Source organism: Cutibacterium equinum (assembly GCF_028021195.1).
GTDB classification, from domain to species: domain Bacteria; phylum Actinomycetota; class Actinomycetes; order Propionibacteriales; family Propionibacteriaceae; genus Cutibacterium; species Cutibacterium equinum.
Map to the genome: position 1 here is coordinate 1,238,822 of NZ_CP115668.1, position 26,375 is coordinate 1,265,196.

Here is a 26,375-nt window from a genome sequence, read left to right on the forward strand (position 1 = left end):
GGTGGTCAATCCGGCTACGATCATCACGTCTGGGTCCATGGACACAGACGGAGCAACGCAGCTCGGAGGACCTTCCCACAGGTTCCGCGAGTGCTCGAGACGACCGTTTGACGGAAGAAGGCAGTGGTGAGTCCCGCCCCACACGACAAGTCCAACAACTCTCCTGACTTTGGTGCCAATGACTGGCTCATCGAGGAGATGCGTGACCAGTACCGCAGCGATCCGAATTCGGTCGATCCTGCGTGGGCCACGTTTTTCCGCCAGGAGATGGCCCAGTCGTCCCAGGAGGTGACGGGACCGGCTGGCGATCGACAGCCCGTTCGTCAAGATCCCCCACCCGAGCCAGCTCCCACACCCGCCGCATCCCCCGCCCCCAACCCGACACCGAAGGCCAAGGACATGGCATCGAAGCCCGAACCGTCACAGACCCCCCGCGAGCCGGCCCGTCCTCTTGTGACGGCTGACGCCCCGCGTCACAGCAGCGCCAAGCTGGAAACTGTCGAGCCGACGGTGACGAAGATGAAAGGTGCGCCGATGCGCACCGCCAAGAACATGGATCAGTCGCTGACCATGCCAACGGCCACCACGGTGCGTGACGTACCGATGCAGCTCGTCATCGAGCAGCGCACCATGATCAACAACTTCCTTCGCAAGGCCAAGGGCGGCAAGGTGTCCTTCACCCACCTCCTCGCCTATGCGATGGTCCAGGCTCTCAAGACCGTCCCGGCCATGAACAACGCCTATGCCGAGATTGACGGCAAGCCGCACCTCATCGAGAACCACCAGATCAACCTGGGCATGGCCATCGACGTCGTCAACAAGGACGGATCGCGCAAACTCGTGGTTCCCGCCATCAAGGGAGCCGAGCAGATGGACTTCCTCGCTTTCTGGCGGGCCTATGAGGAGATTGTCCGCAAGGGTCGCACCAATGAGTTGACCATTGAGGACTTCAAGGGGGTCACGGCGTCCTTGACGAACCCCGGCGGTTTCGGCACCAACCACTCCATTGCCCGCCTCATGCCGGGGCAGGGCATGATCCTCGGCGTCGGATCGATCGACTACCCGGCGGCCTACCAGGGCAACTCTGCCACGCGTATGGCGGAACTGGGCATCTCCAAGGTGACGACCCTCACCTCGACCTACGATCACCGCATCATCCAGGGAGCCCAGTCCGGGGAGTTCCTGCGACGCATGCACCAGCTCCTCCTGGGCGCCGATCGCTTCTACGAGGACATCTTCGAGTCGCTGCGTATCCCCTACGCCCCGGTTCAGTGGGCCAGCGACCGTCAGGCCAATCGTGCCGACCAGGTCGGCAAACAGGCTCGCGTCATCGAGCTCATCGACTCCTGGCGTCGTTTCGGCCACCTGTCCGCCGACATCGACCCCATCGAGTACCGGCCTCGGTTCCACCACGATCTCATGCTCAACAGCCACGGTCTGACCCTGTGGGACATGGATCGCACCTTCCCGATTGCCAATTTCGCCGGGCAACGACGCGCCATCATGACTCTGCGCGAGATCCTCACGATCCTGCGCGACTCCTATGCCTCGACCATGGGCATCGAGTACATGCACATCGCTGACCACGAGCAGCGCAAGTGGTTCCAGGACCGTTTCGAGAAGGAGCATCAGCCTCTGTCCCGCGAGATGCACCTGCAGATCCTCGACCAGCTCAACGAGGCTGAGATCTTCGAGACCTTCCTGCAGACCAAGTTCGTGGGCCAGAAGCGGTTCAGCCTCGAAGGTGGCGAGTCGGCCATCGTCTTGTTGGCTGCGCTGTGCAACCTGGCTGCTGACGACGGTCTCGATGAGGTCTGCATCGGCATGCCTCACCGTGGTCGCCTCAATGTGCTGGCCAACATCATTGGGAAGTCCTATGGACAGATCTTCCGCGAGTTCGAGGGCAATGCCGAGCCGGTGAACTCGCAGGGATCCGGTGACGTCAAGTACCACCTCGGTGACGAGGGTGAGTTCACCGCAGCCTCCGGCAACACCATCAAGGCCTCGGTGGCTGCCAACCCGAGTCACCTGGAGGCCGTCGATCCGGTCCTCGAGGGTATCTGCCGAGCCAAACTCGACGCTCTGGGCAACCCTGACGATTTCCCGGTGCTGCCGATCCTCATGCACGGTGATGCCGCCTTCGCGGGTCAGGGCGTCGTCTATGAGACCCTGCAGATGAGCCAGCTCGAGGGCTACCGCACCGGTGGCACGATCCACGTCATCGTCAACAATCAGGTCGGCTTCACCACCTCGCCTTATGACGGACGGTCCTCCACCTACTGCACCGACGTCGCCAAGGCTGTCGGAGCCCCGGTCCTCCACGTCAATGGTGATGACCCGGCCACCGTCGCCCACGCTGCTCGCATTGCCTACGAGTACCGCCAGACCTTCCACCGTGACGTCGTCGTGGACGTGGTCTGCTACCGGCGTCGCGGACACAACGAGGGCGACGATCCCAGCTTCACCCAGCCGCACATGTACGACCTCATCGCTGAGAAGCGCTCGACTCGAAAGCTGTACACGGAGAGCCTCATCGGGCGTGGCGACATCACCGTCGAGGACGCCGATGCCGTGATGTCGAAGTTCCGATCCCGCCTGGAGACGGTCTTCAAGGAGGTCCGTGACGCCACCTCGAAGCCAGAGCCCTACAGCGGTGTTCCTGACTACCCGGTCAAGCACAGTAGCCCGCATCCCAACAAGGTCGACGCCGACACCTTGGAAGCCGTCGCTCAAGCTCACGAGCACCTTCCAGAGACCTTCAACGCCCATCCCAAGGTTGCCCCGCAGATGACGCGTCGGGCCAAGCACATTCGCGAGGGAGGCATCGACTGGGCGACGGGTGAGATGATTGCCTTGGGTTCCCTGCTACGTGACGGGGTTCACGTCCGCCTGGCCGGACAGGACAGCCGCCGTGGCACCTTCTCGCAGCGCTTTGCGGCCCTGGTGGATCGTGTGACCGGAGAGTTCTACGTGCCCGTCAACCATCTCGGTGGCGAGCAGGCCCACCTCGACGTCTTCGATTCCCCACTCAACGAGTACGCGGCGATGGGCTTCGAGTACGGCTACTCCGTTGCCCGTCCGGACTCCCTGGTGCTGTGGGAGGCCCAGTTCGGTGATTTCGTCAACGGGGCCCAGACGATCATCGACGAGTTCATCGCGTCGGCAGGATCGAAGTGGGGGCAGAAGTCGGGTGTCGTCCTGCTGCTCCCCCACGGCCATGAGGGCCAAGGGCCCGACCACTCCTCGGCTCGCCTGGAGCGTTTCCTCAACCTGTGCAGTGAGGATGCCCTGGCCGTGTGTCAGCCCTCCACCCCGGCCAGCTACTGCCACCTGCTGCGTCAACATGCCTACGTCAACATGCACCGACCGGTCGTCATCGCGACCCCGAAGTCCATGCTGCGTAACAAGATGGCGACCTCTGATCCGCAGGAGTTCACCACTGGCAAGTGGCGCCCGGTTCTCCCCGATCCGTCGATCACGGATCCGTCGGCGGTGACGCGGATCATCCTCTGCTCGGGCAAGGTGCGTTGGGACCTCGTCAAGCAGCGCAAGGCTGCCGGGCTTGACGGACAACTGGCCATCATCCCGCTGGAGCGTCTCTACCCGCTGCCGGCCAAGGAGCTGGCGGAGGTGTTGGAGCCCTACACCAATGTCACTGACGTCCGTTGGGTGCAGGAGGATCCGGAGAACCAAGGAGCCTGGTACTACATCCTCACTCACCTGCCTGCGGCGATGTCTGACAAGCTGCCCGGTTTCTTTGACGGGCTGACAGCGGTCACCCGGCCGCCGTCCTCGGCTCCTTCGGTGGGTCAGCACAGCGTGCACGTTCGTGAGGAGCAGGAGCTGCTTGAGAAAGCGATGGCCTGACCGACCTGACCACCACACCGCGGCGTCATCCCATGTAGGGGTGGCGCCGCGGCTCTTTCATCACGATATTCAGCCTCGCAGCCAGGCCCGAGACCGTGGCAGCAAGGAAGCCACGACGACCGTTGCCGGAATGACGACCATGGCCCAGAACCACGCTGGGCCACCGGAACGCTGTAGGGATACCAACACGATGACGTGGAGAAGACCACTGGCAACCATGAGCCCCTGTGCCGACGATCGTCCCTTGATGGCCAACCACCCAACTAACGCGACGAGAACCGCGTAGATGACCAGCATCGCCCCGACTCCGGCGCCGAAGACGTTACGTCCGCTCACCATGACCGCGACGGCCACGACGGCGAGGGTCACCGCACTGATCCATGTCGCCACCACCGCCACCACAACCGACGTCGGAATACCGCCGTGCCGTGCAGACGATCGTGGGTGCTGCTCACTTGAGGAAATCATCGTTATGCTCCTGCACGGGTTGACCGACGACGTATCATAATCGAACTGGCCGCGAGCTCCTCGAAGCGTCCTCGCCTGGACCAACGTTCATCGTGTCCAAGCGATGCGTGGGAGGATGTTCGTCCTTCGGTGGATGCTCTTGCCAAAACATTCAGTGGTTGCCAAGCTTTCATGGTTGCCCGCTGGACGTCCACTCATCGGTAGTCGAACATGACGGGTCATCCACCCGCACATCACACGTGCCCCGGGTTGTACTGGGGAGAAGGAGTCGAAGAGGCATGGACTGGCGCCACAGGGCTGCCTGCCTGAGTGAGGATCCCGAGCTGTTCTTCCCGATTGGGAACACTGGCCCGGCCCTTGCCCAGATCGAGGAGGCGAAGAAGGTCTGCGCGCGGTGCGAGGTTCGCGCCGAGTGCTTGGCCTGGGCTCTGGAAGCCGGCCAGGATCACGGTGTGTGGGGCGGCATGAGCGAGGATGAGAGGCGCGCCATCAAGCGTCGTCAGTCCCGCTCCCGCGTTCGTCGTTCCTGACATGGCTTGACCAACAACCCGGGACCATGGCGAATCCGTCGCGGGCCGATGGGGCTGTCGGGCCTCACCTCACAACCGGTCCAGCGGAATCACGAGCCTGGCGCAGGTTCCCACACCGTCCGGGTTGTTCTCGAGGGTGAAGGTTCCGCCGAGATCTTGGACCAGGGTCGTGACGATCGACAGGCCCAAGGAACTGCGGTGCTGGTCGAGTGAGAATCCTTCTGGCAGGGGCTCACCGTCGTTGACGATGTCGACGACCAGTGACTCCTCGGTGCGATGGGGGCGCACGATGACGTTTCCCGACGAGGAATTCAAGCTGTGCTCAATGGCGTTCTGGCACAGTTCTGTCGTCGCCAAGGACAACGCTGTGGCGGTCTCGGCCGGGACACTGCCGAAGCTGCCTTCGCGCCGTGCCACGACGGACCCCGACGATGCCGCGACGTCACCGACCATGCGGAGGATGCGGTCGGCAACCTCATCGAAGGCCACCTGCTCCTCGAAGTTCTGTGACAGGATCTCGTGCACCACGGCAATGGCCGAGACTCGTCCCATGGCCTGTCGCAGCGCTTCCTTGGCATCAGGATTCTTCATCCTCCGCGACTGCAGACGCAGCAGAGCCGCCACGGTCTGCAGGTTGTTCTTGACCCGGTGATGAATCTCGCGGATCGTGGCGTCCTTGGTGACGAGCTGACGATCCCGATCCCGCAACTCGGTGAGATCCCGGATGAGAATCATCGTTCCCGCCGAGACCTCGACGTCGTCCAACCAGGTCTGCAACGGAATGACACGGGCACGCAGCGTCGCCTCGGAGTTCTCGATGTCGGTCTCAGAGAGCCAACGACCCTCCAGATCAACGGTGAAGGACTGTCCGACGTCACGCACCTTGGGGCACAGGTCTCGAACCGTGGGAATGAAGTATTCCCCGTCGATGTCCCCCGCCAGGCCCAGACGTCGGAAGGCCGACAAGGCATTCGGGCTGGCGAAGGTCACCATTCCCGTCGATGCGACTCTGATGACCCCGTCGGTGACCTTCGGGGCCAGTGCCCGATCCGAGTCCGGGAACAGCGGGAACCTGCCGTGGTGGAGCATCTCGGAAAGAATGTCGGCGATTTCGAGGTAATTGTCCTCGGTGCTGCCCGGAGCCCGCACCCCCATTTGGTTGGTGTGCCTCTCGACGACGGCAATGACCTCGTCATGGCGAATGATGGGAATGGCCCAGACATCAACCGGGATACCCGCCGACAGCTTGTTGTCGCTGGTCTCGCACATTTCGGCACTCATGAACGCCTCGGTGACCAGGCTCTCGTCATCATAGGCGACGGACTCGCCGACGACATCGTCCTCCAGAGCAGTCGGTCCGGTGTCGGGACGTACTTGGGCGACGGCCCAGAAGACGTTGGGATCCGTGTCGGGAACCCACAGGATGAGGTCGGAGAACGACGTGTCGGCGAGCATCTGCCAGTCGTCAACGAGTTCCTCCAGCCACGTGATGTCAGCGTCAGCGAGGCTGGTGCGGTCCGCGACCAAGCGATTGATGGCAGGCATGCCGTCACTCTAGTGACCCGGGTAGGGGCAGCTCCACCTGACGCCCATGTGTCAAATGGTGGGAGTTTCGATTTGGGTCAAGGCCATCCCATACGGCACAATTGACCGTCGTTGCCGCGCATCCGCGCGGACCCTCCTTCATCAGCAGGGAGGTTTATGACCCCTCGGGAAGGAGAGCGCCATGGGCAAGACTGGTCGTAAGCGTCGTGCGCGTCGCAAGAAGGGCGCCAACCACGGCAAGCGTCCCAACGCCTGAGTCTTTGGGATGACGAGACCCCCATCCATATGGATGGGGGTCTTTTGTATGGTCAGCTAGGGAACATCAGTCAACCGGGCTGACCCTGATGAGGTTGCCGTCGGGATCGGAGATCATGAAGGTGCGGCCGAACACGTCATCATGGGGCTCCTCGACCACACGGACGCCCTTGGCGATCCACTGCTGGTAGATCTCGTCGATGGCGTCACGCCCGCCAGGAACCATCAATCCGATCTCACTGGTGCGTGGCGTCTGGGGCGTGGTCTGCTCGTTGTGTCCTGTCCAGATCGCGAACAGGACCCCGGGCGCTACGTCGAACGCGACGTAGCGGGGGCTGGTGAACGTCGGCTCGATATCGAACAGGTCGCTGTAGAACGCAGTTGAGCGTGGCGCGTCGGTCACGTAGGTCAGGAACAGGTTTGGTGCCGTCATGTGGTCCTCCAATGTCAGGCTGTCATGTGAACAAATCCCACCAAACCGCGCATACAAGACAGTTTCTGTCATATTTTTGCGAGAATGCCGATGTGAAGGCTTCCCGTCTGCTGTCGATCACCCTGCTCCTACAAGTACATGGGCGAATGACCACCCACCAGCTCGCGGACCGTCTCGAGGTGTCGACCAGAACGATCCTGCGCGATGTTGAAGCCCTCTCTGCTGCCGGTGTCCCCGTTTATGCCGAGCGCGGTCGCCATGGCGCAGTCATACTTGACACACGATCGCGTCTTGACCTATCCCGGCTTGAGCCCTTCGAGCTTCAACTCCTGACAGCTGTCGGTCTCAACCCAGACCAGCTGACTCAGATAGGGCTCGGACAGGTCAGCGAGCAAACCCGCCAGAAGCTTCACGCTGCCAGTCATCGGCACGCATCCGCAGAACGACCACTGTCCGATGTCGTGCTGATCGATCCTACTGGCTGGTTCACGCCTGCCCCGACCCGGGACCTGTCGAGCTTGTTGGCCGCTGCCAGGCAAAACCGCTGCCTCGTGGTCACCTACAGACACAGCGGACACGCCAGCGCCACCACATATCGCGTCGCCCCCTACGGACTCGTCAGCAAACAGGCTGCCTGGTACCTCGTCGGTGAGGTTGACGGCATACCTCGCATGTTCAACACGAATCGCCTGGAGGAGTACGAGGTCCTTGACGCGCCAGCCGTACTGCAGACCGGCGAGTCATTGTCCCATGTCTGGGGCCAGCTGGTCGCCGAGTTCACCACCCGTGCGGACGTGGAGATCCACGCCGTCCTACGGGCCAACCGGCTGGACCTCGCCGCCAGGATCCTGGGGTGTCGCCTGGTCGACGTATCCGAACCCGTGGACGGGTGGCTCACAATCACCGTTGCGTATCCCGACATCGAGTCCGTTCGCCAGCTACTCCAGTTCGGCGACCACATCCGGGTCCTCGATCCACCACAAGCGGTGCAGCGCGTCCACGATCTCGCTCACAAGCTGATGGAAGCTCACAGCCCGGCAGAATCAATGAAAGTCTCCAGCCAAGGCAGTCCTTAATGACGGTGACGGTAGGTGGTCTCAGGACTGCTGCCGATAGGACACGTGCATCTGCACGACGCTACTCCTCAGTTGGACCGGTGCGGCCACGTTGCGCTGACATCGTTTGAGGGCTCTGGACACGGCTGCCTCCATGTCCGCCTCGTCCATGCAACTCTCGCAGGCTGTGATGTGACGACGAAACGCGTCAGCGTCGGACTCACTCATTTCTCCGTGGAGGAAGTCCTGGAGGTGGTCGATGACCCACCAGCAGGATTCCTCGTCCCCGGTGGACTGCGTCATCGTGATACCCCCTTCCCAGCACTATGGGCCAATTCCGGACGCCCGAGATCCTCCTCGTCGACCTGGCCGGCATGTGGGCCAATCCCCCGCGCCCCGGCGACGTCAACCAACTGTGTTCGCAACTGCTTACGGGCACGATTGAGCCGGCTCATCACCGTCCCGATCGGCGTTCCCATGATCTCGGCGATTTCCTTGTAGGAAAATCCCTCGACATCGGCCAACAGGACAACCTGCCGAAACTCGGCGGACAGCCCGTCGAGAGCGTCAAGGATCTGCTGGTCGGGCAGGGCATCCAAGGCTTCCAACTCGGCGGACCGAAGTCCGCTGCTGTCATGGGAGGCAGCCCGTGCGATCTGCCAGTCCTCGACATCCTGGTCATCGGAGGTCTGCGGTCGGCGCTGCGCCTTGCGATACGAGTTGATGTAGGTATTCGTCAGGATGCGATACAGCCAGGCCTTGAGATTGGTGCCGGGGCGGAACTGGTGGAAGGATGCGAACGCCTTGGCGTAGGTCTCCTGAACGACATCCTCAGCATCGGCCGAGTTCCGGGTCATTCGCAACGCGGCACCGTAAAGCTGATCGAGATACCCGAGGGCATCACGTTCGAACCGTTCAGCTCTTTCAGCCTCGGTTTCCTTGGCTACATCCACGATGCCCGGCGCGTCCCCGCGACGATCCATCCTGGGTTCGGACTCACGTGTGGTCATCGTTGCCCAGCTTAGTGCACAGAGCCGATGATCGAGGGGACGATGCCTCCGCCGGGTGCATGGCCTGGTGAGGACAGCGTTCATGGCGAGTCAACACATCACCAACGCGGATCTATTCCCACCTCGCGTGTTCATTTGAGGAAAAATATTACGCATCTGGCTACCGCGGAAGCCCTCGGCGAGGTAGACATATGTCTATGAGTATCATCCGAGGCTTGGGCCGGACCATGTTCGCCAGTTACTTCATCGTCAAGGGGACGAACTCCGCGATGAAGCCCGATTCTTTCGTGGAGGATGCCGAGCCGGTTGCTGACCGTCTCCTTCCTCTGGTTCAGCGCGCGCTGCCGGCATCTGTCGGCGCTTACATCCCCGAGGACACCAAGACACTGGTTCGCATCACCGGCGCTGCCCAGGCTTTTGGTGGTCTCGGAATGGCGACGGGGCTGGCCCGTCGTGTCGGTGCCGGTGTCGTCGCCACGACCATGGTTCCGCACGTGCTCGCGTCGGTTCCTGACAAGTCCCTGCCGAAGGACGAGCGTGCAGCGGCCCGATCCGTTCTGCTGCGTAACGTGGCGTTGCTGGGTGCGGCCATGATGGCCTCCCGCGACACTGCTGGTCGTCCCAGCCTGGCCTGGCGCGCTGCTGACACCCAGCGTCGCGTCTCCTCGGCTGCCAACGACCAGCGCAAGGCCATCGGCTCCTCCGTCGACGACCTGTCGAAGTCTGCCCGTAAGAAGGTCAAGAAGGCCCAGAAGAAGGCGCAGAAGAAGGCCGCCAAGGCCCAGAAGAAGGCTGAGAAGGCACAGAAGAAGAGTGCTCACTGACCACCAACGCACCTGGACCGCCCCGCGAGTCGACCATCGTCTCGCGGGGCGTGTCGTCGTCCCGGGGTCCAAGTCCCAGACGAACCGCGCCCTTGTTCTCGCTGCACTCGCCGACGGGCCCAGCGTCCTCGACGGTGTCCTCACCTCGCGTGACTGTGACCTCATAACTGCGGGGCTGCGCCAGCTGGGAACCGATGTCCAACCTGTTGGCCCATCCTCAGTTCGGGTCGTGCCTGGCATGGCGAGACCTGCCGGACCGATTGACTGCGGCCTTGCAGGTACCGTCATGAGGTTCCTGCCGGTGGTCGCAGCACTTGTCCCGGGCACCACCCGATTTGTTGGTGACGAGGAGGCGTCCCGACGTCCTGTCAAACCCCTTCTCGACGCCTTGGGACAACTCGGTGTCACGGTCGACGCTGACCATCTGCCCTTCGCCATGACGGCCCCGGAACGTCTCGGTGGCCCTGAGGTGACGATTGACTCCTCGGCGTCGAGCCAATTCATCTCGGCATTGCTGCTGGCCGCTGCTCGTTTTCCGCGCGGCATTGATCTTCGCCACGACGGAGGTTCTGTGCCCTCAGCTCCCCACATCGCCATGACCTGCCGAATGCTGGCCGAGCGTGGCGTCACGGTGATCAGCGACGAGCCCTGTCACTGGGTCGTGCGCCCCGGCCCCATCCACGCTGCCGACGACGTCATCGAGCCAGATCTCACGAATGCGGCCGTCTTCCTTGCTGCGGCCTTAGTGGCCGGTGGATCCGTGACGGTGCCGACGTGGCCCGACTCCACCGACCAGCCTGGGGCACAGTTCATCGAGATCGCCACGACGATGGGAGCCCACGTCACTCGTCGCGAGGGGTCCATGACCCTGGAGTCCCCCGGATGGGGAGCCCTCCAACCCGTTGACGTCGACTTGCACGAGGCCAGTGAGCTCACCCCCGTGGTGGCCGCCGTCGCGTCTGTGACCCAAGGACCCTCGCGTATCCGTGGGGTCGCACACATTCGTGGCCACGAAACTGACCGCCTCACCGCTCTGGAGCATGAATTGTCGCATCTGGGGGTCGCCATCCGGCAGACCGACGACGGGCTGGAGATCGACGGTCACGGCGCCGACCGCCTTCATGGCGGATTGTTCGAGTGTCATGCCGACCACCGAATGGCTCACGCCGGGGCACTCCTGGGGTTGGCCGTCGACGGAATCGAACTCGACGACATCGCGTGCACCTCAAAGACCATGCCCCAGTTCCCACAGATGTGGGCTGACCTGGTCAAGGAGGCCTGAGTGTCACCGCGACGTCTGGCTTCCTCAGGAATCGACACCGGCGACTGGTCCTCCTATGACCGCCCGCGTCGCCGTACCAAGCCGCGAACCAAACAGCGGCCAGATCACTCATCGCTGCCCATCGGAACCGTCATCACCATCGACAGGGGCCGCTATCGATGCCGTCTTGACGACGACGTCGAAGTCATCGCCGCCAAGGCGCGACAACTCGGACGCAAGTCGGTCATCGTCGGGGACAAGGTGCGTCTTGACGGAGATGTCTCGGGCGCCGAGGGGACGTTGGCCAGAATCGTCCACACCGAGGATCGGGCCACCGTCCTGCGCCGCACAGCCGATGACACCGATCCGCATGAGCGTCCCATCGTCGCCAATGCCGATCAGGTCGTCATCGTCACCGCCCTCGCCGATCCCCCGCCGCGTCCGGGGATGATTGACCGCATTCTGGTGGCGGCCCATGCCGCTGGGGTCTCCCCCATCCTCTGCCTCACCAAGGCCGATCTGGCATCCGGGGATGACTTCGTGGAGTTGTACTCGGATTTGGGGATTCCGGTTGTCACCAGTCGCCCTGGCGGTGACCTAAGGGATCTTCACGAGTTGCTGGACGGCAAGATCAGCGTGCTCGTCGGCCATTCCGGGGTCGGGAAATCGACCCTCATCAATGCCTTGGTTCCCGGTGTCCACAGAGTCACCGGACACGTCAACGACGTCACCGGACGTGGCCGTCACACCTCCACGAGTGCCGAAGCCATCCCGCTGCCCCAGGGCGGCTGGATCATCGACACCCCCGGGGTGCGGTCATTCGGTCTGTCCCATGTTGAGCCCGACGACATCCTCGCCGGCTTCGAGGAACTGAACGAGGTTGCCCTCGATTGCCCACGCGGATGCCGCCACGGTGACGACAGCCCCGAATGTGCCATCGACAAGGCTCTCGCTGCGGGAAAGGTGCGGCCGTCCCGGGTGGAGTCGTTGCGCCGTCTGTTGAGCGCTACCGCCCCGCGCTGAGCAGGGCGGTAGCGGCGTCATTCACTGGCTGTCGTCCCCGTCGTCAGCGGCACTCTCCTCGAGTACCTCAGCAACAGGGCGTCCACTGGTACGACGGATGAAGGCCGCGATGCCATCAGCCTCCTCGTCCCGGCAACCGAGGTACGGCATGTGACCGGTGTCGAAGAAGGCCTCCTCGATGCGATCAAAGGCATTGTCATCAAGCTTGAGGTGATTGATGGTGTCGCGGGCCGCGAAATATGGGGTGGCCAGGTCGTAGTGGGCGTACTCGACGCGCACGTGGATGCCCTTCTGCGCTCGCATCACCCGTTCCAGCTTGTCAGTGACGTTGACTGGACGGCCCTGGAACTCCTTGTAATTCCAGTTCTTATACAACGGCAGGCCCAGGTTGTACTGGGATTCCGTGGTCACCTCGAGTTCGCTGCGCAGATAGTGCTGGAAGCCGTGGATGAAGGCGGCGCCGGTGTCGTCCCCACTGGGGTCCGTGTCGGCGATCTCGTCGCTGCGCTTCGGCAACGCGCCCTTGTACCGGCCGTCGATACGACCCACGACCTGACCTTGGCTACGCAGCAACTCGGTGCAGAAGCGCATGTGCTCGATGCGCAGGTCAGTACGCTCGATGTAGCTGATGTCCAGGCCGGTGAGTTGAGACAGGGTCGCCTCGACCTGAGCCCTCTCGGCTGGCTCGAGGCGATGCCCGGCTGCCAGGGCCTGACGGTAGGGACCATCAGCGAACTCCTCGGCCTGCGCAAGGACGTCTTCCAGACTGCGATCAGAGTTGTGGCCGTGGTAATGGGCGACGGCGGCGTAGGTCGGCAAGAAGTCGATGCAGGCACGATCCCAGGTGAGATCCTCGAAGTCCTGGTTGCCGAAATCAAGCACGGACGAGACCAGGATGATGCCGTTGAGGTACATCGAGAAGGTGTCTTGCAGGCGCTGGGCAACGCTGACAGCTCGCACAGTTCCGTAGGACTCGCCCAGCAGATACAGCGGGCTGGCCCACCTGCCATGACGGGTGACCCACAGTCGAATGAGTTCGCTGACGAGTTCGACGTCCTTGCTCCAGCCGTGCCACTGGTTGGGGTCCTCGCCGTCGACGACTCGAGAGTATCCGGTGGACATCGCATCGATGACGACGAGGTCGGTCTCCCGAAGCAGCGTGTGCTCGTTGTCCATGAGGTGGAACGGCGGGGTGGCTGGTTCCTCAGGGGTTCCCGGGTCAACCACGCGCGGGCCAACCAGGCCCATGTGCAGCCACACCGACGATGAGCCCGGACCGCCGTTGAACACGAAGGTCAACGGGCGCGTGGTCGGGTCGGTGTCGTCGAGGGTGTAGGCGGTGACACCCATGAGAGCCTGCGGGGTATGGGCGGTGAACGCATTGTTGGTGAGCTTCTCGGCGCCCAGGACGATACGTCCGGTGGTTGCGGTGTAACTCAGGTCGCCGTCAACGGTGGACACGGTGTGGTGGGTGGTCACCAGGTCGTCGGTCGGACGTGGCGTCTCGGCGGGCTTGGTGGGGGTTTCGTCTGTCGTCATGATCTCAGCCTAGGGGCGTTGGTACCAGACCACCTGGGTTTTGGTGTCCTCGATGCCACAGCCACCAGTAGGGTGAGGGCATGGCCGACCACACCGATGACCTCCGCCTGGCGCACATCCTTGCTGACAATGCCGACTCCTTGACGATGTCTCGGTTCGGCGCCCGTGACCTGACCGTCTCGACCAAGCCCGATCGCTCTGAGGTGACCGACGCCGATCTGGCCGTTGAGGATTCGATTCGCCGCACCTTGTCACGGATGCGCTCCCGAGATGCTATTCATGGCGAGGAACGGGGCGACACCGGCGAGGGGCCGCGTCGCTGGATCATTGATCCGATTGACGGTACCGCGAATTTCCTGCGCGGAGTGCCTGTGTGGGCGTCTCTCATCGCGCTCAGCGTCGAGGATGAGATCGTCGCGTCCGTCGTGTCAGCTCCCGCCCTGAATCGTCGCTGGTGGGCAGCAAAGGGGTCAGGAGCATGGACCGGCAAGTCGCTTGCCTCGGCAACCCCTATTCACGTGTCCAATGTGCGCAACCTCCACGACGCCTTTTTGTCCTATTCCTCCCTCCACGGATGGGTGGAGAGCGGACGTGGTCGCGGGTTCGGTGAACTCATGAGATCGGTCTGGCGTACCCGTGCGTTTGGTGATTTCTGGTCGTACATGATGGTGGCTGAAGGAGTCGTCGACCTGGCATGCGAACCGCAATTGGGACTCCACGACATGGCTGCCCTTGACGTCATCGTCACCGAAGCCGGCGGCAGATTCACTGGTCTTGACGGTAAGCACGGCCCGTGGTCAGGAAATGCCCTGGCATCCAATGGATTCCTGCACGACGACGCCTTGGCCCTGATCCAGCCTGTGGAGTGAAGTCCTGTCGACGTCAAGAGATTCTGGCCGCTCCCACGGTCGAGATCAGGAAAAGCGATCCGGTGACGATCATTGGCCCGCTTCCCGTGGTCGTCGACATCACAGGATTCGAGCTCGAATTGTCCCTTCCAGATCAGTGACATTGGCCAGCAGTCCACGATCAGTCTCGGCGATGTCGAGGACGCAATAGCCAAGCTCCCCCTTGGTGGCCAACGCCTGATACGTGACGTTTCCGCCCTGGTCGGCGACGAGTCGGTTCAGCGTGGCCATCACGCCGGGGATATTGCGATGGAGGTGGCCAATACGGGCACCCGTACGCTGTGAAGGCGTGATGCCGGGCATGTTGACGCTCATCAAGGTTGCACCATTTTCGACGTAATCGATGAGCTTCCCGGCGACGTATCGGCCGATGTCGATCTGGGCCTCTTGGGTGGAGCCTCCAATATGGGGAGTCAGAATGACATTGTCCAACTCACGTAGCGGGGACACGAACGGTTTCTCACCGGATGTAGGTTCCTCGGGGTAGACGTCAACACCGGCCCCCGCAATGTGGCCGGTGCGCAAATTGTCGACCAGGGCGTCAATATCGACGACCTGGCCGCGAGAAAGATTGAGGAACAACGAACGTGGCTTCATCATGGCGAACTCAGGCGCCCCGATGAGGTTGTTGTTGCTCGGGCGTCCATCCACGTGCACGGACACTGTGTCCACACTACCCAGCAGCTCTTCCATGGACTCGCATTTGTGGGCGTTGCCCATCGGCAACACGTCAGCGATGTCGTAAAAAAAGACCTGCATACCCATGGCTTCAGCCACGACGGACAGCTGCTGGCCAATGTTGCCATATCCAATGATTCCGAGACGACGACCGCGGATTTCGTGGGAGCCAATGGCGGATTTGCGCCACACCCCGTTGTGCATCTGAGTGTTGCGGTCACCAAGACGTCGTGCCAGGGCAATGATCTCAGCCATCACGAGTTCGACAACTGAACGGGTGTTGGAGTATGGGGCGTTGAATGCCGGAACGCCCACCTGTGCCATGGCGGCCAGGTCCATCTGGTTCGTGCCGATGCAGAAGGCACCCACAGCGGTGAGGTTGTCCCCACATGCCTCAACGACTCGGCGAGTGAGGCGAGTGCGCGATCTGATACCCAGCAGATCAACCCCGTCGAGGGCACTGATGAGGTCATCCTCGTCAAGGGCTTCACTGACTCGCTCGACCTCATAGCCGGCGTGTTTCAGGGTGCGAATGGCTTCGTCGTGGATGTTTTCGAGCAGGAGCGCCTTCATGGTGGTCAGTGTATGGAAATCTCAAGGCTGAATGACTGGCCTCGTCTCAGTGGGTGGAATCGCCCACACGGATGCGAGGAATCGCTGTCAACAATTCCTGGGTGACCTCGTGCTGCGGATCGCGGTACACGTCGGAAAGACGGCCTCTCTCGACGACGCGACCCCTACTCATGACGGCCACGGTGTCGCACAGGTGGCGGACCACGGCCAAGTCGTGGGAGACGAAGACCATCGTCAATCCCCGTTGGCGCACCAAGTCGTTGAGCAGGTTGAGCACCTGTGCACGCACGGACACGTCGAGGGCGGACACCGGTTCATCAGCCAACAGGATGTCAGGTTGCGTGACCAAAGCCCTGGCAATGGCAATGCGTTGGCGCTGGCCACCAGAGAACTCGTGGGGAAACCGGGTGGCGGACTCGGGATCCAGGCCGACGTCCATCATGACCTTGGCCAGCCGGTCCTGACGCTCCTGACGTGTCATCGTGCGCGCAACCGGGGACCGCAGTGGCTCAGTGATTGCCCTGCCGATGTTCATACGCGGGTCGAGGGAGGAGCGTGGGTCTTGGAAGACCATCGCCACCGACCGGCGCACATCGCGCACTGCCTCGTTGTCGCTGAGGGATCGCCCTCGGAAGCGAACTACTCCAGAATCTGGCCGGAGCAAGGCCATCATGACTTTCAGCAGGGTGGACTTGCCCGACCCAGACTCCCCCACCAGGCCGAGCCGTTCCCCCTCATCGACGTGCAGGGACACCCCGTCCAGGGCGTCAATTCCGCCGCTGTGCGGCCCAAGGTGCAGATGCAGGTCCTCGACCTCGATTTGAGTGCTCATCAATCCTCCAACACGATCGTCGTGCCCGGCTCGACGAGGTCAAGTCGGGCGGCCCGCAGCAGCCGCCGAGTGTAGGGGCGTTGAGGGTCGGACAGGATCTTGGCCGCCGGACCAGTTTCGACGACCTTTCCCGAAGCCATGACGATGAGGTTGCGGCTGATGTGGGACACCACCGCCAGGTCATGGGTGATGAACACACAGGCTGCGCCCACGGAGGCGAGGACCTCGTCAATGGTCTTGAGGACCTGGGCCTGAACCGTCACGTCAAGGGCTGTCGTCGGTTCGTCGCAGATGAGCAGGTCGGGGGAATTGATCAAGGCCATGGCAAGCAGAACCCTCTGGCGCTGGCCACCAGAGAGCTGGTGTGGGTAGGAGTTGGCCACTCGGGCGGGATCCTCAATGCCAACCTGATCAAGCATCTCCAGGACGCGATCATGGGCCCGGCCTCGCGCAACAGCACGGTGCAGCAAGGGAACCTCGCCGACTTGCCGTCCGACCTTCATCGTCGGGTCCAGTGCTGTCATGGGTTCCTGGAACACCATGCCGATACTGCTACCTCGCAACGCGGACATGGCTCGATCGCTGGCTCCGACAAGCTCCTCACCGCGCCAACGGATGGATCCCGACACATGGGCGTTGCCCGGCAGCAGACCCATGATCGCCAGGGCAGTGACAGACTTGCCGGACCCAGACTCACCGATGAGGCCGAGGCGCTCACCAGGGTCCACGGACCAGCTGACATGATCGACGGCGACTCGACGGTGCCGTCCGAAATCGACAACGAGATCGTTGACTTCCAGAAGCGCCATCAGCGGACCTCCCGCAATCTCGGATCCAGGAAATCACGCAACCCGTCTCCCAGGAGAGTGAATCCCATGACGGCCCCGGCGATCGCCAGGGCAGGTGCCACGATCAGCCACGGGCTGTCGAAGACGTACACCTGGGCATCACGCAGCATTCGACCCCAGGTGGCGACGGTTGCGGGGGTGGCCAGACCGAGATAACTCAGCGCAGCCTCCGCCAGGATCGCCGTGCCGTAGGACACCGAGGCCTGCACGCCAATCAGCGGGGCGATATTGGGCAACACGTGGTTGTAGGCGATCGAATGCCATGACATTCCCGAACTGCGCGCCGCGACGACGTAGTCCTGGGCCAGGATCTGTCGGCTGGCCGTTCTCGTGATGCGCGCAAACACCGGAATCGTCGAGACACCGATGGCGACCATGCCGGTCAGGGTTGATCCGCCCACTGCCGCAGCCAGAATGATGGCCAACAACAAGGCTGGGAAGGCGTACAGCAGATCGGCAGCTCGTCCCACGATGGTGGACCAGGGCCGAGGCAGCATGGCAGATGTCACACCCCACGGCACCCCGATTCCGGCAGCGATGAGGACCGACACCACTCCTACGAGCAGACAGGTACGAGCGCCCACGAGCATCCGAGATGCAATGTCGGAACCGAAGCCGTCAGTTCCGAGCCAATGCTGACTACTGGGCCCCAGAAGACGATCTGCCGGCACGACGAGGTTGGGATCGTATGGCGTCCACAGCGCTGACGTGATCCCAGCCACGACGACCAAGCCGACCAGAACACACCCAATGACCAGACCTGCCCTCCTCATGAGCGGTCCTCCTGTCTGGACATGGCGCTGGTACGCAGCCGAGGATCGATGGCCACGATGAGGACATCCGTGAGGTACGAGATTGCCAACACGATGGCCACGATGACCATGACAACGTCGCTGACGACCAGCAGATCCCGAGTACCGACGGCGTCAAGGAGATAAGAGCCCAGACCAGGAATGACGAAAACCTCTTCGACGACAATCGCCCCTACCAGCATTGCGCTGGCCTGCAGACCAAGAACCGTCGCCAAGCTGATGGAGGCATTGCGCAGTCCATGGCGTTGCAGGGCGGGACGCAGCCGCCAGCCGACAGCACGAGCGGTACGCAGGTGATCGTCAGTGAGAACATCAATGAAGGCGCTGCGTACATACCGTGTCATCACTGCGGCTTGGACGATGGCCAGGGACAATACCGGGAGGACCAGGTGCCCAGCCCATCCCCCGACGTCCTCGTGCAGGGGTACGTATCCGCCAGCAGGCAGCCATCCGAGGGTGACCGAGAACAGCAGGATGAGGAGAATCCCGGCAAGGAAGGCTGGAATGCTCATGAGGACCTGCGAGACGGCAGAAGCTGCGAATCCACGACCGTCGCGACGATGAACAGCCGCGTAGGCTCCCACCGGCAAGCACACCACCAGGGCCAGCAGCAACGACAGTCCGACCAGCCAACCTGTCACCGCCAGTCGTGAGGCAATCTGCGGACCGATCGGTTCAGCAGAAACAATGGAGGTGCCCAGGTCACCCCTGACCAGGGAGCTGATCCAATCCCAGTAACGCTGAGGCCAGGGCAGATCCAGGCCCAACCGGGTACGCACGGCTGCCGCAGCCTTCGGATCGGCGTTGGTGCCCAGGATGACCTGAGCGACGTCGCCGGGCAGCAAGCTGAGAAGGGCAAAGACGATCAAGGATGCAACCAAAAGCCACACCACCAGCTCCCCTAGCGGAAGGAGCACACGTTTGACAAAGGTCACTTCGACCTCCTGACCTTGGTGAGGTCGAAACTCATGGAGGTGGTGTTGCGCTGCAGTCCGCTGATGTCTGCCTTGCTGATGGTGATCTTTGGCATCAGGAACAGGAATCCCCCCGCGGCGTCAGTGGCCAGGATCCGGCTGGCCTGCATCATAGTCGCGTTCGTGCGGTCGGCCGGGCCAGTCCGGGCGGACTCGATGAGACGGTTGAATTCCTCGTTGCGGTAATGCCAGTAGTAGTCGGGGCTGGCCCAGTTGACGATGTCGCGTGCCTCCACGTGGGCGACGATCGTCAAGTCGTAATCAGCACGGGTGTAGACGACATCGAGCCAACGGGCCGGGAACTCCAACTCGTCGGTCTCGACGGTGATTCCGATCTGGGCCAGTTCGGAGGCAACCACCCGCGAGGCAGCCGTCGCATAAGGCAGGGCCGCAGTACGTAGCCTCAGTGTCAGACCGTTGGGGTACCCGGCCTCAGCCAGGAGCTTGCGCGCCCGTGCCGGGTCATAGGGCCAGGTATGGGACAGGTCGGTGTACCAAGGGTCGGTCGGTGGGACCATCGAGCCGATCAGTGTTCCCTGACCATTCCAGACGACATCGAGCAGACCCTTACGGTCGATCGCCATGAGGATGGCCTGCCGGACTCGACGGTCCGTCAGCGGTTTGGAACTGTTGTTCATGCCCAGGACAACCTCACCGTTGGTGGTCCCCCGCAGTACCCGGTAATCCGGGTTGTTCGTGAAGCGGGAGAGCGCCTGGGGTGTCGTCAAGTCGGAGACGACGTCGAGGTCTCCCGACAGCAGGGCAGCCGTCTGCGAGGTCGGGTCCGAGTAGTACGAGAAGCGGACGGTGGGACGTCCCCCCTCGTGCCACGGGCGAGGCGACGGCGACAAGGTCACCGAGTGCCCCGGGGTGAATTCGGTGACGACATAGGGGCCAGATCCTTGCGGCCGGGTGGCCAGATCCTTGGTGGCAGGATCAATGACGACACCCGACGTGCTGGCCAGGTTGAACAGCAAGAAGTTGTCACGCTGGGACAGGTCGAGAATGACGGTGGCGTCGTCAGGGGTACGGATGGCCTTGATCGCCGAAAGGTTCGCCTGGTTGACCGGGCTGGCAGACTCGGCCCTCATCCGTTCCAAGGATGCCTTCACCGCCGCCGAGTCAACCGGGGCCCCGGATGCGAAGCGCGCTGAGGTATCCAGGTGAAAGGTGATGTGAAGTCCGTCATCGGAGGGCTGCCACGACGTCGCGAGCAGGCCGACGAGTTTACCCGAGTCGTCGACGCGGATAAGAGTTTCATACACGTTGTAGAGGAGGACCTGCGGGATCGCGGCGGCAGCATTCGACACCAGATCCAGTGTCGGAGGAGCAGCCGTGGCCCCAATGGTGAGAACTCCCTCTTGGGTGGATTGGCAGCCGGTGATTCCGGCGGTCGACAGAGCCACTGCCACGGCAAGTCCCGCAGCCTTCAACTGGCCTCGCATCGTCTAAGTCATGCTCCCTTCGAGCTCGGCGCCCTACGGGCAAGCATAGCCAACCTCACCCTCAGGCATTGTGTGAGGCAAGTAACACCGTCTTGTGTCGATGGGTCTTGAACGCGGCCAGACCCGCTTCACAGCATGGAGATACTGCGCCGATCATTCGGACCGGTCCTGCCCTGATTTGTATTGCATCGGTGTGATCTGTATAGTGGAACGAGTCGACGCGGGGTGGAGCAGTTCGGTAGCTCGCCGGGCTCATAACCCGGAGGTCACAGGTTCAAATCCTGTCCCCGCTACCACTTCCCCGTCAGCCTCAGGGCTGGCGGGGATTTCTTCTACCCTTGCGGGCAGCAGTGAAGCGACGTCGACATCAAGAAATTCAGCCGCATGAAACAAGTCGCCTAAAGACCACCCAATCTCGCCACGAAGTTTTCGGCCGGCAGCCGCAGGGGTGATCCCCAATGCCCGCCCGAGTTCCACGCGCGTCAGTCGTCTGCGGAACATTATCAAGTTCACCGTGATGCCCACCGCTTCATCCGCCGTGTAGGTAGAGAGTGCTCCTTGCTCACGAAGTGCCTCATACGTCTTAGCCATGCTGCGAGCGTAGCAACAGTTCCACACAATCGCAACGATACGATCAGTATCGTTCAAGCTTGACGTACCTCTAGCATTGAACGATACTTTTACGCATGATCCTTGACGATCGCGAATGGATGACACCTCCTCAAGTGGCAACAGTCATCCCCAACACGACACCGCAGGCGGTACGTCGATGGGCTGCCGATGGCTATTTAGAGGGGGCCTTTCGCACCCCGTCAGGCCGATGGCAAATCCCATGGTCGGCAGTCGTCGCAATCTTGGGGTTTGACCCACGCCGCGCCGAATCTGAACCGTCGACGTCAGATGGCCAGACGACTCTTTTTGATACGACTTCGCGAGTTGGTGAGCTGGCATGAGTTTGGTTGCGATCACGTGGGCGATCTCCTGTGATGTTCCGGATTCCACGACGAAACTGACGCTGTTGATGTTGGCTGACAAGGCTGGTGACGATGATCGTGCGTGGCCGAAGGTTTCGACGTTGATGGGCGAGGTTCAGGCGTCGAGGTCGACGATTATGCGGTCGTTGAAGTGGTTGGAGGCTGAGGGGCTGATCACACGTGAGCAGGGCTTTGAGCGTTCCGTGTTCGGCGGGATGCGGAAGACGAACAGCGTGTATCAGTTGATGATCCCCGAGAAGATTTCGCGGGCTCGGGTGCGGGATCGGCACCCTCAAGAGGTGCGTCCTTTGAGGGGTGTTGTGGGGTCGGATGAGCGTGGTGTCACCGGTGACACGGTTGAGGTGGCCGAGGATAAAGGGCCTAGTCAGTCCCAATGTGTCATGGGTGACACAACGGAGGCACCCGAGGACGAAGTGCCTAGTCAGTCCCAATGTGTCATGGGTGACACAACGGAGATACCCGAGGACAAAATGCCTAGTCAGTCCCAATGTGTCACCGGTGACACATTGGGTGACCGTTGTGTCATGGGTGACACATCCGTTGTGTCACCGGTGACACAACGTATTAAGGAAGAACCCTCACCTAGGAACCCATCCCCTCCCAACCCTCCCCTGCCGGCGTCGTCTGTGTCGGCGTCGACGGCGACGCCTGGACTGGACGGGTCGGGGCAGGACGATTCCAGTAAGTCGACCGTGGCGGATCGGGTTGACACGTCGGCCCAGGAGCTCGACTGTGACGCGGGTGTGGCTGACTGGGACCTGGTGCGTGAGTGTCTGCCTGAGCCGATGCAGGTCCTTGATGATGTGGGCGCTGCCCGTCTGACTCCGATTCTGGCGGCTTTGACGGCTGGTGGATGGTCGCCTCGACAGGTGCGCAACCATCTGCAGGCCCAGCCTTTGCCGGAGTATGTGCATTCGATGGCGGGTCTGGTGTGTGCCCGGTTGCGGCGGCTGCCGGTGACTCATCCGCCGACTAGCCATGACGCAACCCCGACTCCGGCGGTGATGACTGACGCGGACCGTGAGGTCGAGGCGCGCCGGAGGGCGTGGCTTGATGATCCGCAGGCGCAGGCCAGACATCGTCGGCAGATTGCCGAGGCGCGTGCTGTGATCCGTGCGGCTCGAGTCAGTCAGGACGTCTCGTGAACACGCTTGGCGTGGTGGCGGGGCGTGCCCCGCCGACCCAGCAACATCCGCCGATCGACAACACGTGATGAATGCCGTGATCTTTTAACGTAAGGACTTTTGATAATGCTTGGTAGGAAGAAACGAGTGGGGGTGGCAACCCTCGTGGCTGCTGGCCTCATAGCCGCTTCGGCGGCGACAGCGTATGGTGATTCGTATTCTTGGAATGGGAAAACGACTCATTATGTGGGCGTGAAGATTAATTACAGCGATGGTTGGATTGGGTCCTATCGCCTCGACAACAAAACCCATCGTGGGTCGACCGGCCAGTTCTATTGCGCCGACCCCTCGCGGATCGGCCCGTCTGTTGGTGGCACGTATCAGTCTCGGGGGTCGACGAGGACGTGGGCGCGTGACGGTGGTGGATCGCTGTCGCCGGCGGCGGTGGCACAGGTTGCCTGGGTGCTTGGCAAGTGGGGTGCTACGTCGAATGGTAAGCAGGCGGCCGCCGTTGATGCGGCGGTGTACGCGTTGGAGGGGTTCCCCACCCATCAGTTGAGCTCCAATACCCACGGTCGGAAGCGGACTGATGCGGCTGGTGTGACGGCGCAGGCTCAAGCGATGGTTGCTGAGGCGAAGGCCCGTGCCGCTGCCGGTAGTTACAAGTTGCGGGTTGATATTCCGTCGCAGGTGCCGGCTCATAGTCGTTATAAGGCTACGGTGACGTTGCGTAATGGGGCAGGGCGTCCTGTACCTGGCGAGAAAGTGACGTTGGTGGATGGTCGTCACGAGAAGGTGACGGTGACGACGAATAAGGCCGGTGTCGGCTCGGCGTCGTTCGGCACGCTGGATCGGGCCGCGACGGTGTCAGCATCCGCGACGCTGCCAGCGACAGCAGTCACGTATGCGATCCCGTCGAACAAGAAGGCTCAGAGGGTGTTCGTCTCGGGTGCCAAAACCACGGTGAAGGCGCACGATGGCGCGTCCTTCCCTCCGCCTCCGCCTCCGCCTGTGAAGCCGCGTATTGGGACGACGGCGACGGATAAGGCTGATGGGGATCACATGATTGCTGCCCAGGGCGGCACTGTTGTTGACACGGTCAGCTATTCGGGTCTGGTCCCTGGTAAGAAGTACACCGTTTCTGGTGAGTTGATGGATAAGGCCACGGGTAAGAGCACGGGTGTGAAGGCGTCGAGGACGTTCACCCCGGCTAAGGCCACCGGCACCGTGAGTGTGGAGTTCACTGTGCCCGCTAACGTGGTGGCTGGTAAGCAGCTTGTGGCGTTCGAGCATGTCAGCTTGAACGGTAAGGCTGTGGTTGCCCACACGGACATCAACGATGTCAACCAGACCGTGAAGGTAGGGACTCCGCCTCCGCCTCCGCCTGTGAAGCCGCGTCTTGGGACGACGGCGACGGATAAGGCTGATGGGGATCACATGATCCCTGCGTCTGGCGGCACTGTTGTTGACACGGTCAGCTACTCGGGTCTGATCCCTGGCAAGACGTATCAGGTGTCTGGTGAGCTGATGGACAAGGCCACGGGTAAGAGCACGGGCGTGAAGGCGTCGAGGACGTTCACCCCGGCTAAGGCCACCGGCACCGTGAGTGTGGAGTTCACGGTGCCCGCCAACGTCGTTGCCGGTCGCGAGCTCGTGGCCTTCGAGCACGTCCGCCAGAACGGCAAGGATGTCGCAGTCCACACGGACATCAACGACGTCAACCAGACCGTGTGGGTGCCGAAGGTCGGCACGACTGCTGTTGACAAGGCTGACGGGGACCACACGGTGTCCGTCAAGGGCGGCACCGTGGTCGATACCGTCCGCTACGAGGGCCTAGAGCCTGGCAAGACGTATCAGGTGTCTGGTGAACTCATGGACAGGCACACCGGCAAGCCGACCGGCATCAAGGGGGCTGCGACGTTCACCGCGACCAAGGCCGACGGCACAGTCGACGTGACCTATACGGTTCCGGCTGGCACGGAAGGCCGGGAGTTCGTCGTGTTCGAGACGGTGACTCGCGGTGGGAAGCAGATTGCTTCTCATACCGACCTCAAGGACTCGTTGCAGACCATTTGGCAGTCGGTGATCGGCACCACGGCTGTTGATAAGGCTGATGGGGATCACATGCTTGTCGCCCAGGGCGGCACGATTGTGGACACGGTTCGTTTTGAGGGTCTGGAGCCTGGCAAGACGTATCAGGTGTCTGGTGAACTCATGGACAGGCACACCGGCAAGCCGACCGGCATCAAGGGGGCTGCGACGTTCACCGCGACCAAGGCCGACGGCACAGTCGACGTGACCTATACGGTTCCGGCTGGCACGGAAGGCCGGGAGTTCGTCGTGTTCGAGACGGTGACTCGCGGTGGGAAGCAGATTGCTTCTCATACCGACCTCAAGGACTCGTTGCAGACCATTTGGCAGTCGGTGATCGGCACCACGGCTGTTGATAAGGCTGATGGGGATCACATGATTGTCGCCCAGGGCGGCACGATTGTGGACACGGTTCGTTTTGAGGGTCTGGAGCCTGGCAAGACGTATCAGGTGTCGGGTGAGCTGATGGACAAGGCGACCGGTAAGTCGACCGGGATCAAGGGGACAGCCAAGTTCACCGCAACACAGTCTTCGGGTGCGATCGAGGTGGAGTTCGCGGTCCCGTCGGGCTATGCCGGCAGGGGGCTTGTGGCCTTCGAGACGGTGTCTGATGGTGTGCGAGTGATCGCCGAGCATCGTGATCTCAATGATCACTCTCAGACGGTGTGGGTGCCGAAGGTCGGCACGACTGCTGTTGACAAGGCCGACAAGGACCATGTTCTGGCCGCCCAGGGCGGCACGATTGTGGACACGGTTCGGTATGAGGGTCTGGAGCCTGGCAAGACGTATCAGGTGTCGGGTGAGCTGATGGACCGTCGTACGGGGAAGCCGACCGGGATCAAGGCAGCCGCCGCGTTCACCGCAACACAGTCCTCGGGTGCGATCGAGGTGGAGTTCGCGGTCCCGTCGGGCTATGCCGGCAGGGGGCTTGTGGCCTTCGAGACGATTCGGATGGGTGGTCACATTGTTGGTGCTCATGAGGATCTGGCCGATGGGGCGCAGATGGTGTCGGTGTCTCGGCCGACGAGCGGTCATGGTGCTGCCTCGGGTGGCGGGATTCATACTGGTGATGTGCCGGGTGGCCCAGATAAGGGCTTGATTGCTGGCGGGATCGTGCTGTTGGTGCTGGCTGGTGGTTGCTGGGTTGCTGCGCGTCTCCAGTGACGTATGACGATGGGGCCGGGTGAGTGCCCGGCCTCATCGTGCAGCACTGGTGGTGCCGCGAGTGATCTGCGATGACGTGATGTGGGGGCCAGACTGTGTGTGGTCTGGCCCCCACGGGGAA

General features: G+C 62.2%; 22 protein-coding genes, 1 tRNA gene and 1 pseudogene. 12 read left to right on the plus strand and 12 right to left on the minus strand.

Translation table 11 applies throughout. The features are described 5' to 3' along the window. Positions 1-123: 123 nt before the first annotated feature. Complete coding sequence (locus O6R08_RS05710; protein ID WP_271419118.1) at positions 124-3,867, plus strand: multifunctional oxoglutarate decarboxylase/oxoglutarate dehydrogenase thiamine pyrophosphate-binding subunit/dihydrolipoyllysine-residue succinyltransferase subunit; 3,744 nt, start codon at positions 124-126, stop codon at positions 3,865-3,867. A gap of 69 nt (positions 3,868-3,936) precedes the next feature. Here O6R08_RS05710 and O6R08_RS05715 read toward each other — a convergent pair whose 3' ends face one another. Further along, entirely contained in the window at positions 3,937-4,335 is a 399-nt protein-coding gene (locus O6R08_RS05715; protein WP_271419119.1) for a hypothetical protein, read from the minus strand. A gap of 278 nt (positions 4,336-4,613) precedes the next feature. Here O6R08_RS05715 and O6R08_RS05720 point away from each other — a divergent pair, with 278 nt between their 5' ends. Then, entirely contained in the window at positions 4,614-4,865 is a 252-nt protein-coding gene (locus O6R08_RS05720) for a WhiB family transcriptional regulator (protein ID WP_002513444.1), read from the plus strand. Between the two features lie 69 nt (positions 4,866-4,934). Here the strand turns inward: O6R08_RS05720 and O6R08_RS05725 are convergent, their stop codons facing one another. Continuing rightward, on the minus strand, positions 4,935-6,410 hold the full coding sequence (locus tag O6R08_RS05725; RefSeq protein ID WP_271419120.1) for a sensor histidine kinase: 1,476 nt from the start codon (positions 6,408-6,410) through the stop codon (positions 4,935-4,937). 181 nt (positions 6,411-6,591) lie between these two features. Between O6R08_RS05725 and O6R08_RS11410 the strand changes: the two genes are divergently transcribed. Next, on the plus strand, positions 6,592-6,666 hold the full coding sequence (locus O6R08_RS11410) for a 50S ribosomal protein bL37 (protein ID WP_369797015.1): 75 nt from the start codon (positions 6,592-6,594) through the stop codon (positions 6,664-6,666). Positions 6,667-6,732: 66 nt separating this feature from the next. Here O6R08_RS11410 and O6R08_RS05730 read toward each other — a convergent pair whose 3' ends face one another. Then, positions 6,733-7,098: a VOC family protein gene (locus O6R08_RS05730; protein ID WP_271419121.1), complete on the minus strand. Its 366-nt coding sequence runs from the start codon at positions 7,096-7,098 to the stop codon at positions 6,733-6,735. Positions 7,099-7,109: 11 nt separating this feature from the next. Between O6R08_RS05730 and O6R08_RS11415 the strand changes: the two genes are divergently transcribed. Then, positions 7,110-8,174: a helix-turn-helix transcriptional regulator gene (locus O6R08_RS11415; RefSeq protein ID WP_408640139.1), complete on the plus strand. Its 1,065-nt coding sequence runs from the start codon at positions 7,110-7,112 to the stop codon at positions 8,172-8,174. Positions 8,175-8,195: 21 nt separating this feature from the next. Here O6R08_RS11415 and O6R08_RS05745 read toward each other — a convergent pair whose 3' ends face one another. Then, positions 8,196-8,462, minus strand: coding sequence for a zf-HC2 domain-containing protein (locus tag O6R08_RS05745; RefSeq protein ID WP_271419276.1), 267 nt, complete (start codon positions 8,460-8,462; stop codon positions 8,196-8,198). Further along, the gene (locus O6R08_RS05750) at positions 8,453-9,163 is read right to left on the minus strand and encodes a sigma-70 family RNA polymerase sigma factor (RefSeq protein WP_271419122.1); all 711 of its coding nucleotides are present in this window, start codon (positions 9,161-9,163) and stop codon (positions 8,453-8,455) included. The genes O6R08_RS05745 and O6R08_RS05750 overlap by 10 nt, the downstream gene beginning before the upstream one ends. A 191-nt stretch (positions 9,164-9,354) precedes the next feature. Between O6R08_RS05750 and O6R08_RS05755 the strand changes: the two genes are divergently transcribed. Genes O6R08_RS05755 through rsgA form a run of 3 tightly spaced genes read left to right on the plus strand, consistent with a single transcriptional unit; the run spans position 9,355 to position 12,271 of the window. Next, the gene (locus O6R08_RS05755) at positions 9,355-9,987 is read left to right on the plus strand and encodes a DoxX family protein (RefSeq protein WP_271419123.1); all 633 of its coding nucleotides are present in this window, start codon (positions 9,355-9,357) and stop codon (positions 9,985-9,987) included. Further along, positions 9,977-11,269: a 3-phosphoshikimate 1-carboxyvinyltransferase gene (gene aroA / locus O6R08_RS05760; protein ID WP_271419124.1), complete on the plus strand. Its 1,293-nt coding sequence runs from the start codon at positions 9,977-9,979 to the stop codon at positions 11,267-11,269. The genes O6R08_RS05755 and aroA overlap by 11 nt, the downstream gene beginning before the upstream one ends. Continuing rightward, positions 11,270-12,271 (plus strand): ribosome small subunit-dependent GTPase A, encoded by a 1,002-nt coding sequence (gene rsgA, locus O6R08_RS05765; protein ID WP_271419125.1) that lies wholly within the window; start codon positions 11,270-11,272, stop codon positions 12,269-12,271. 21 nt (positions 12,272-12,292) lie between these two features. Here rsgA and O6R08_RS05770 read toward each other — a convergent pair whose 3' ends face one another. Beyond that, the gene (locus O6R08_RS05770) at positions 12,293-13,810 is read right to left on the minus strand and encodes a S10 family peptidase (RefSeq protein ID WP_333907913.1); all 1,518 of its coding nucleotides are present in this window, start codon (positions 13,808-13,810) and stop codon (positions 12,293-12,295) included. A gap of 80 nt (positions 13,811-13,890) precedes the next feature. Here O6R08_RS05770 and O6R08_RS05775 point away from each other — a divergent pair, with 80 nt between their 5' ends. After that, a complete protein-coding gene (locus tag O6R08_RS05775; RefSeq protein ID WP_271419126.1) occupies positions 13,891-14,679 on the plus strand; it encodes an inositol monophosphatase family protein in 789 nt (262 codons plus the stop codon). A gap of 99 nt (positions 14,680-14,778) precedes the next feature. On the opposite strand, the gene serA is transcribed toward O6R08_RS05775, so the two are convergent. Genes serA through O6R08_RS05805 form a run of 6 tightly spaced genes read right to left on the minus strand, consistent with a single transcriptional unit; the run spans position 14,779 to position 20,880 of the window. Next, on the minus strand, positions 14,779-15,969 hold the full coding sequence (serA, locus tag O6R08_RS05780) for a phosphoglycerate dehydrogenase (RefSeq protein ID WP_271419127.1): 1,191 nt from the start codon (positions 15,967-15,969) through the stop codon (positions 14,779-14,781). Positions 15,970-16,015: 46 nt separating this feature from the next. Continuing rightward, positions 16,016-16,801, minus strand: a complete 786-nt coding sequence (locus O6R08_RS05785) for an ABC transporter ATP-binding protein (protein ID WP_271419128.1) — start codon at positions 16,799-16,801, stop codon at positions 16,016-16,018. Further along, positions 16,801-17,610: an ATP-binding cassette domain-containing protein gene (locus O6R08_RS05790; protein WP_271417292.1), complete on the minus strand. Its 810-nt coding sequence runs from the start codon at positions 17,608-17,610 to the stop codon at positions 16,801-16,803. The genes O6R08_RS05785 and O6R08_RS05790 overlap by 1 nt, the downstream gene beginning before the upstream one ends. After that, on the minus strand, positions 17,610-18,422 hold the full coding sequence (locus tag O6R08_RS05795; protein ID WP_271417293.1) for an ABC transporter permease: 813 nt from the start codon (positions 18,420-18,422) through the stop codon (positions 17,610-17,612). The genes O6R08_RS05790 and O6R08_RS05795 overlap by 1 nt, the downstream gene beginning before the upstream one ends. Further along, complete coding sequence (locus O6R08_RS05800) at positions 18,419-19,396, minus strand: ABC transporter permease (RefSeq protein ID WP_271417294.1); 978 nt, start codon at positions 19,394-19,396, stop codon at positions 18,419-18,421. Before O6R08_RS05800 ends, O6R08_RS05795 begins: the two co-directional genes overlap by 4 nt. Further along, a complete protein-coding gene (locus O6R08_RS05805; RefSeq protein WP_271417295.1) occupies positions 19,393-20,880 on the minus strand; it encodes an ABC transporter substrate-binding protein in 1,488 nt (495 codons plus the stop codon). Before O6R08_RS05805 ends, O6R08_RS05800 begins: the two co-directional genes overlap by 4 nt. 219 nt (positions 20,881-21,099) lie before the next feature. Between O6R08_RS05805 and O6R08_RS05810 the strand changes: the two genes are divergently transcribed. From O6R08_RS05810 to O6R08_RS05820, 4 genes and pseudogenes are all read left to right on the plus strand, one after another. Further along, positions 21,100-21,176: transfer RNA gene (locus O6R08_RS05810), tRNA-Met, on the plus strand. 725 nt (positions 21,177-21,901) lie between these two features. After that, a pseudogene (locus tag O6R08_RS11420) lies at positions 21,902-21,970 on the plus strand (hypothetical protein); the annotation flags it as partial. A gap of 597 nt (positions 21,971-22,567) precedes the next feature. Beyond that, a complete protein-coding gene (locus O6R08_RS05815; RefSeq protein WP_271417296.1) occupies positions 22,568-23,020 on the plus strand; it encodes a hypothetical protein in 453 nt (150 codons plus the stop codon). Positions 23,021-23,251: 231 nt separating this feature from the next. After that, entirely contained in the window at positions 23,252-26,254 is a 3,003-nt protein-coding gene (locus tag O6R08_RS05820; RefSeq protein WP_271417297.1) for a VaFE repeat-containing surface-anchored protein, read from the plus strand. Positions 26,255-26,375: the final 121 nt, after the last annotated feature.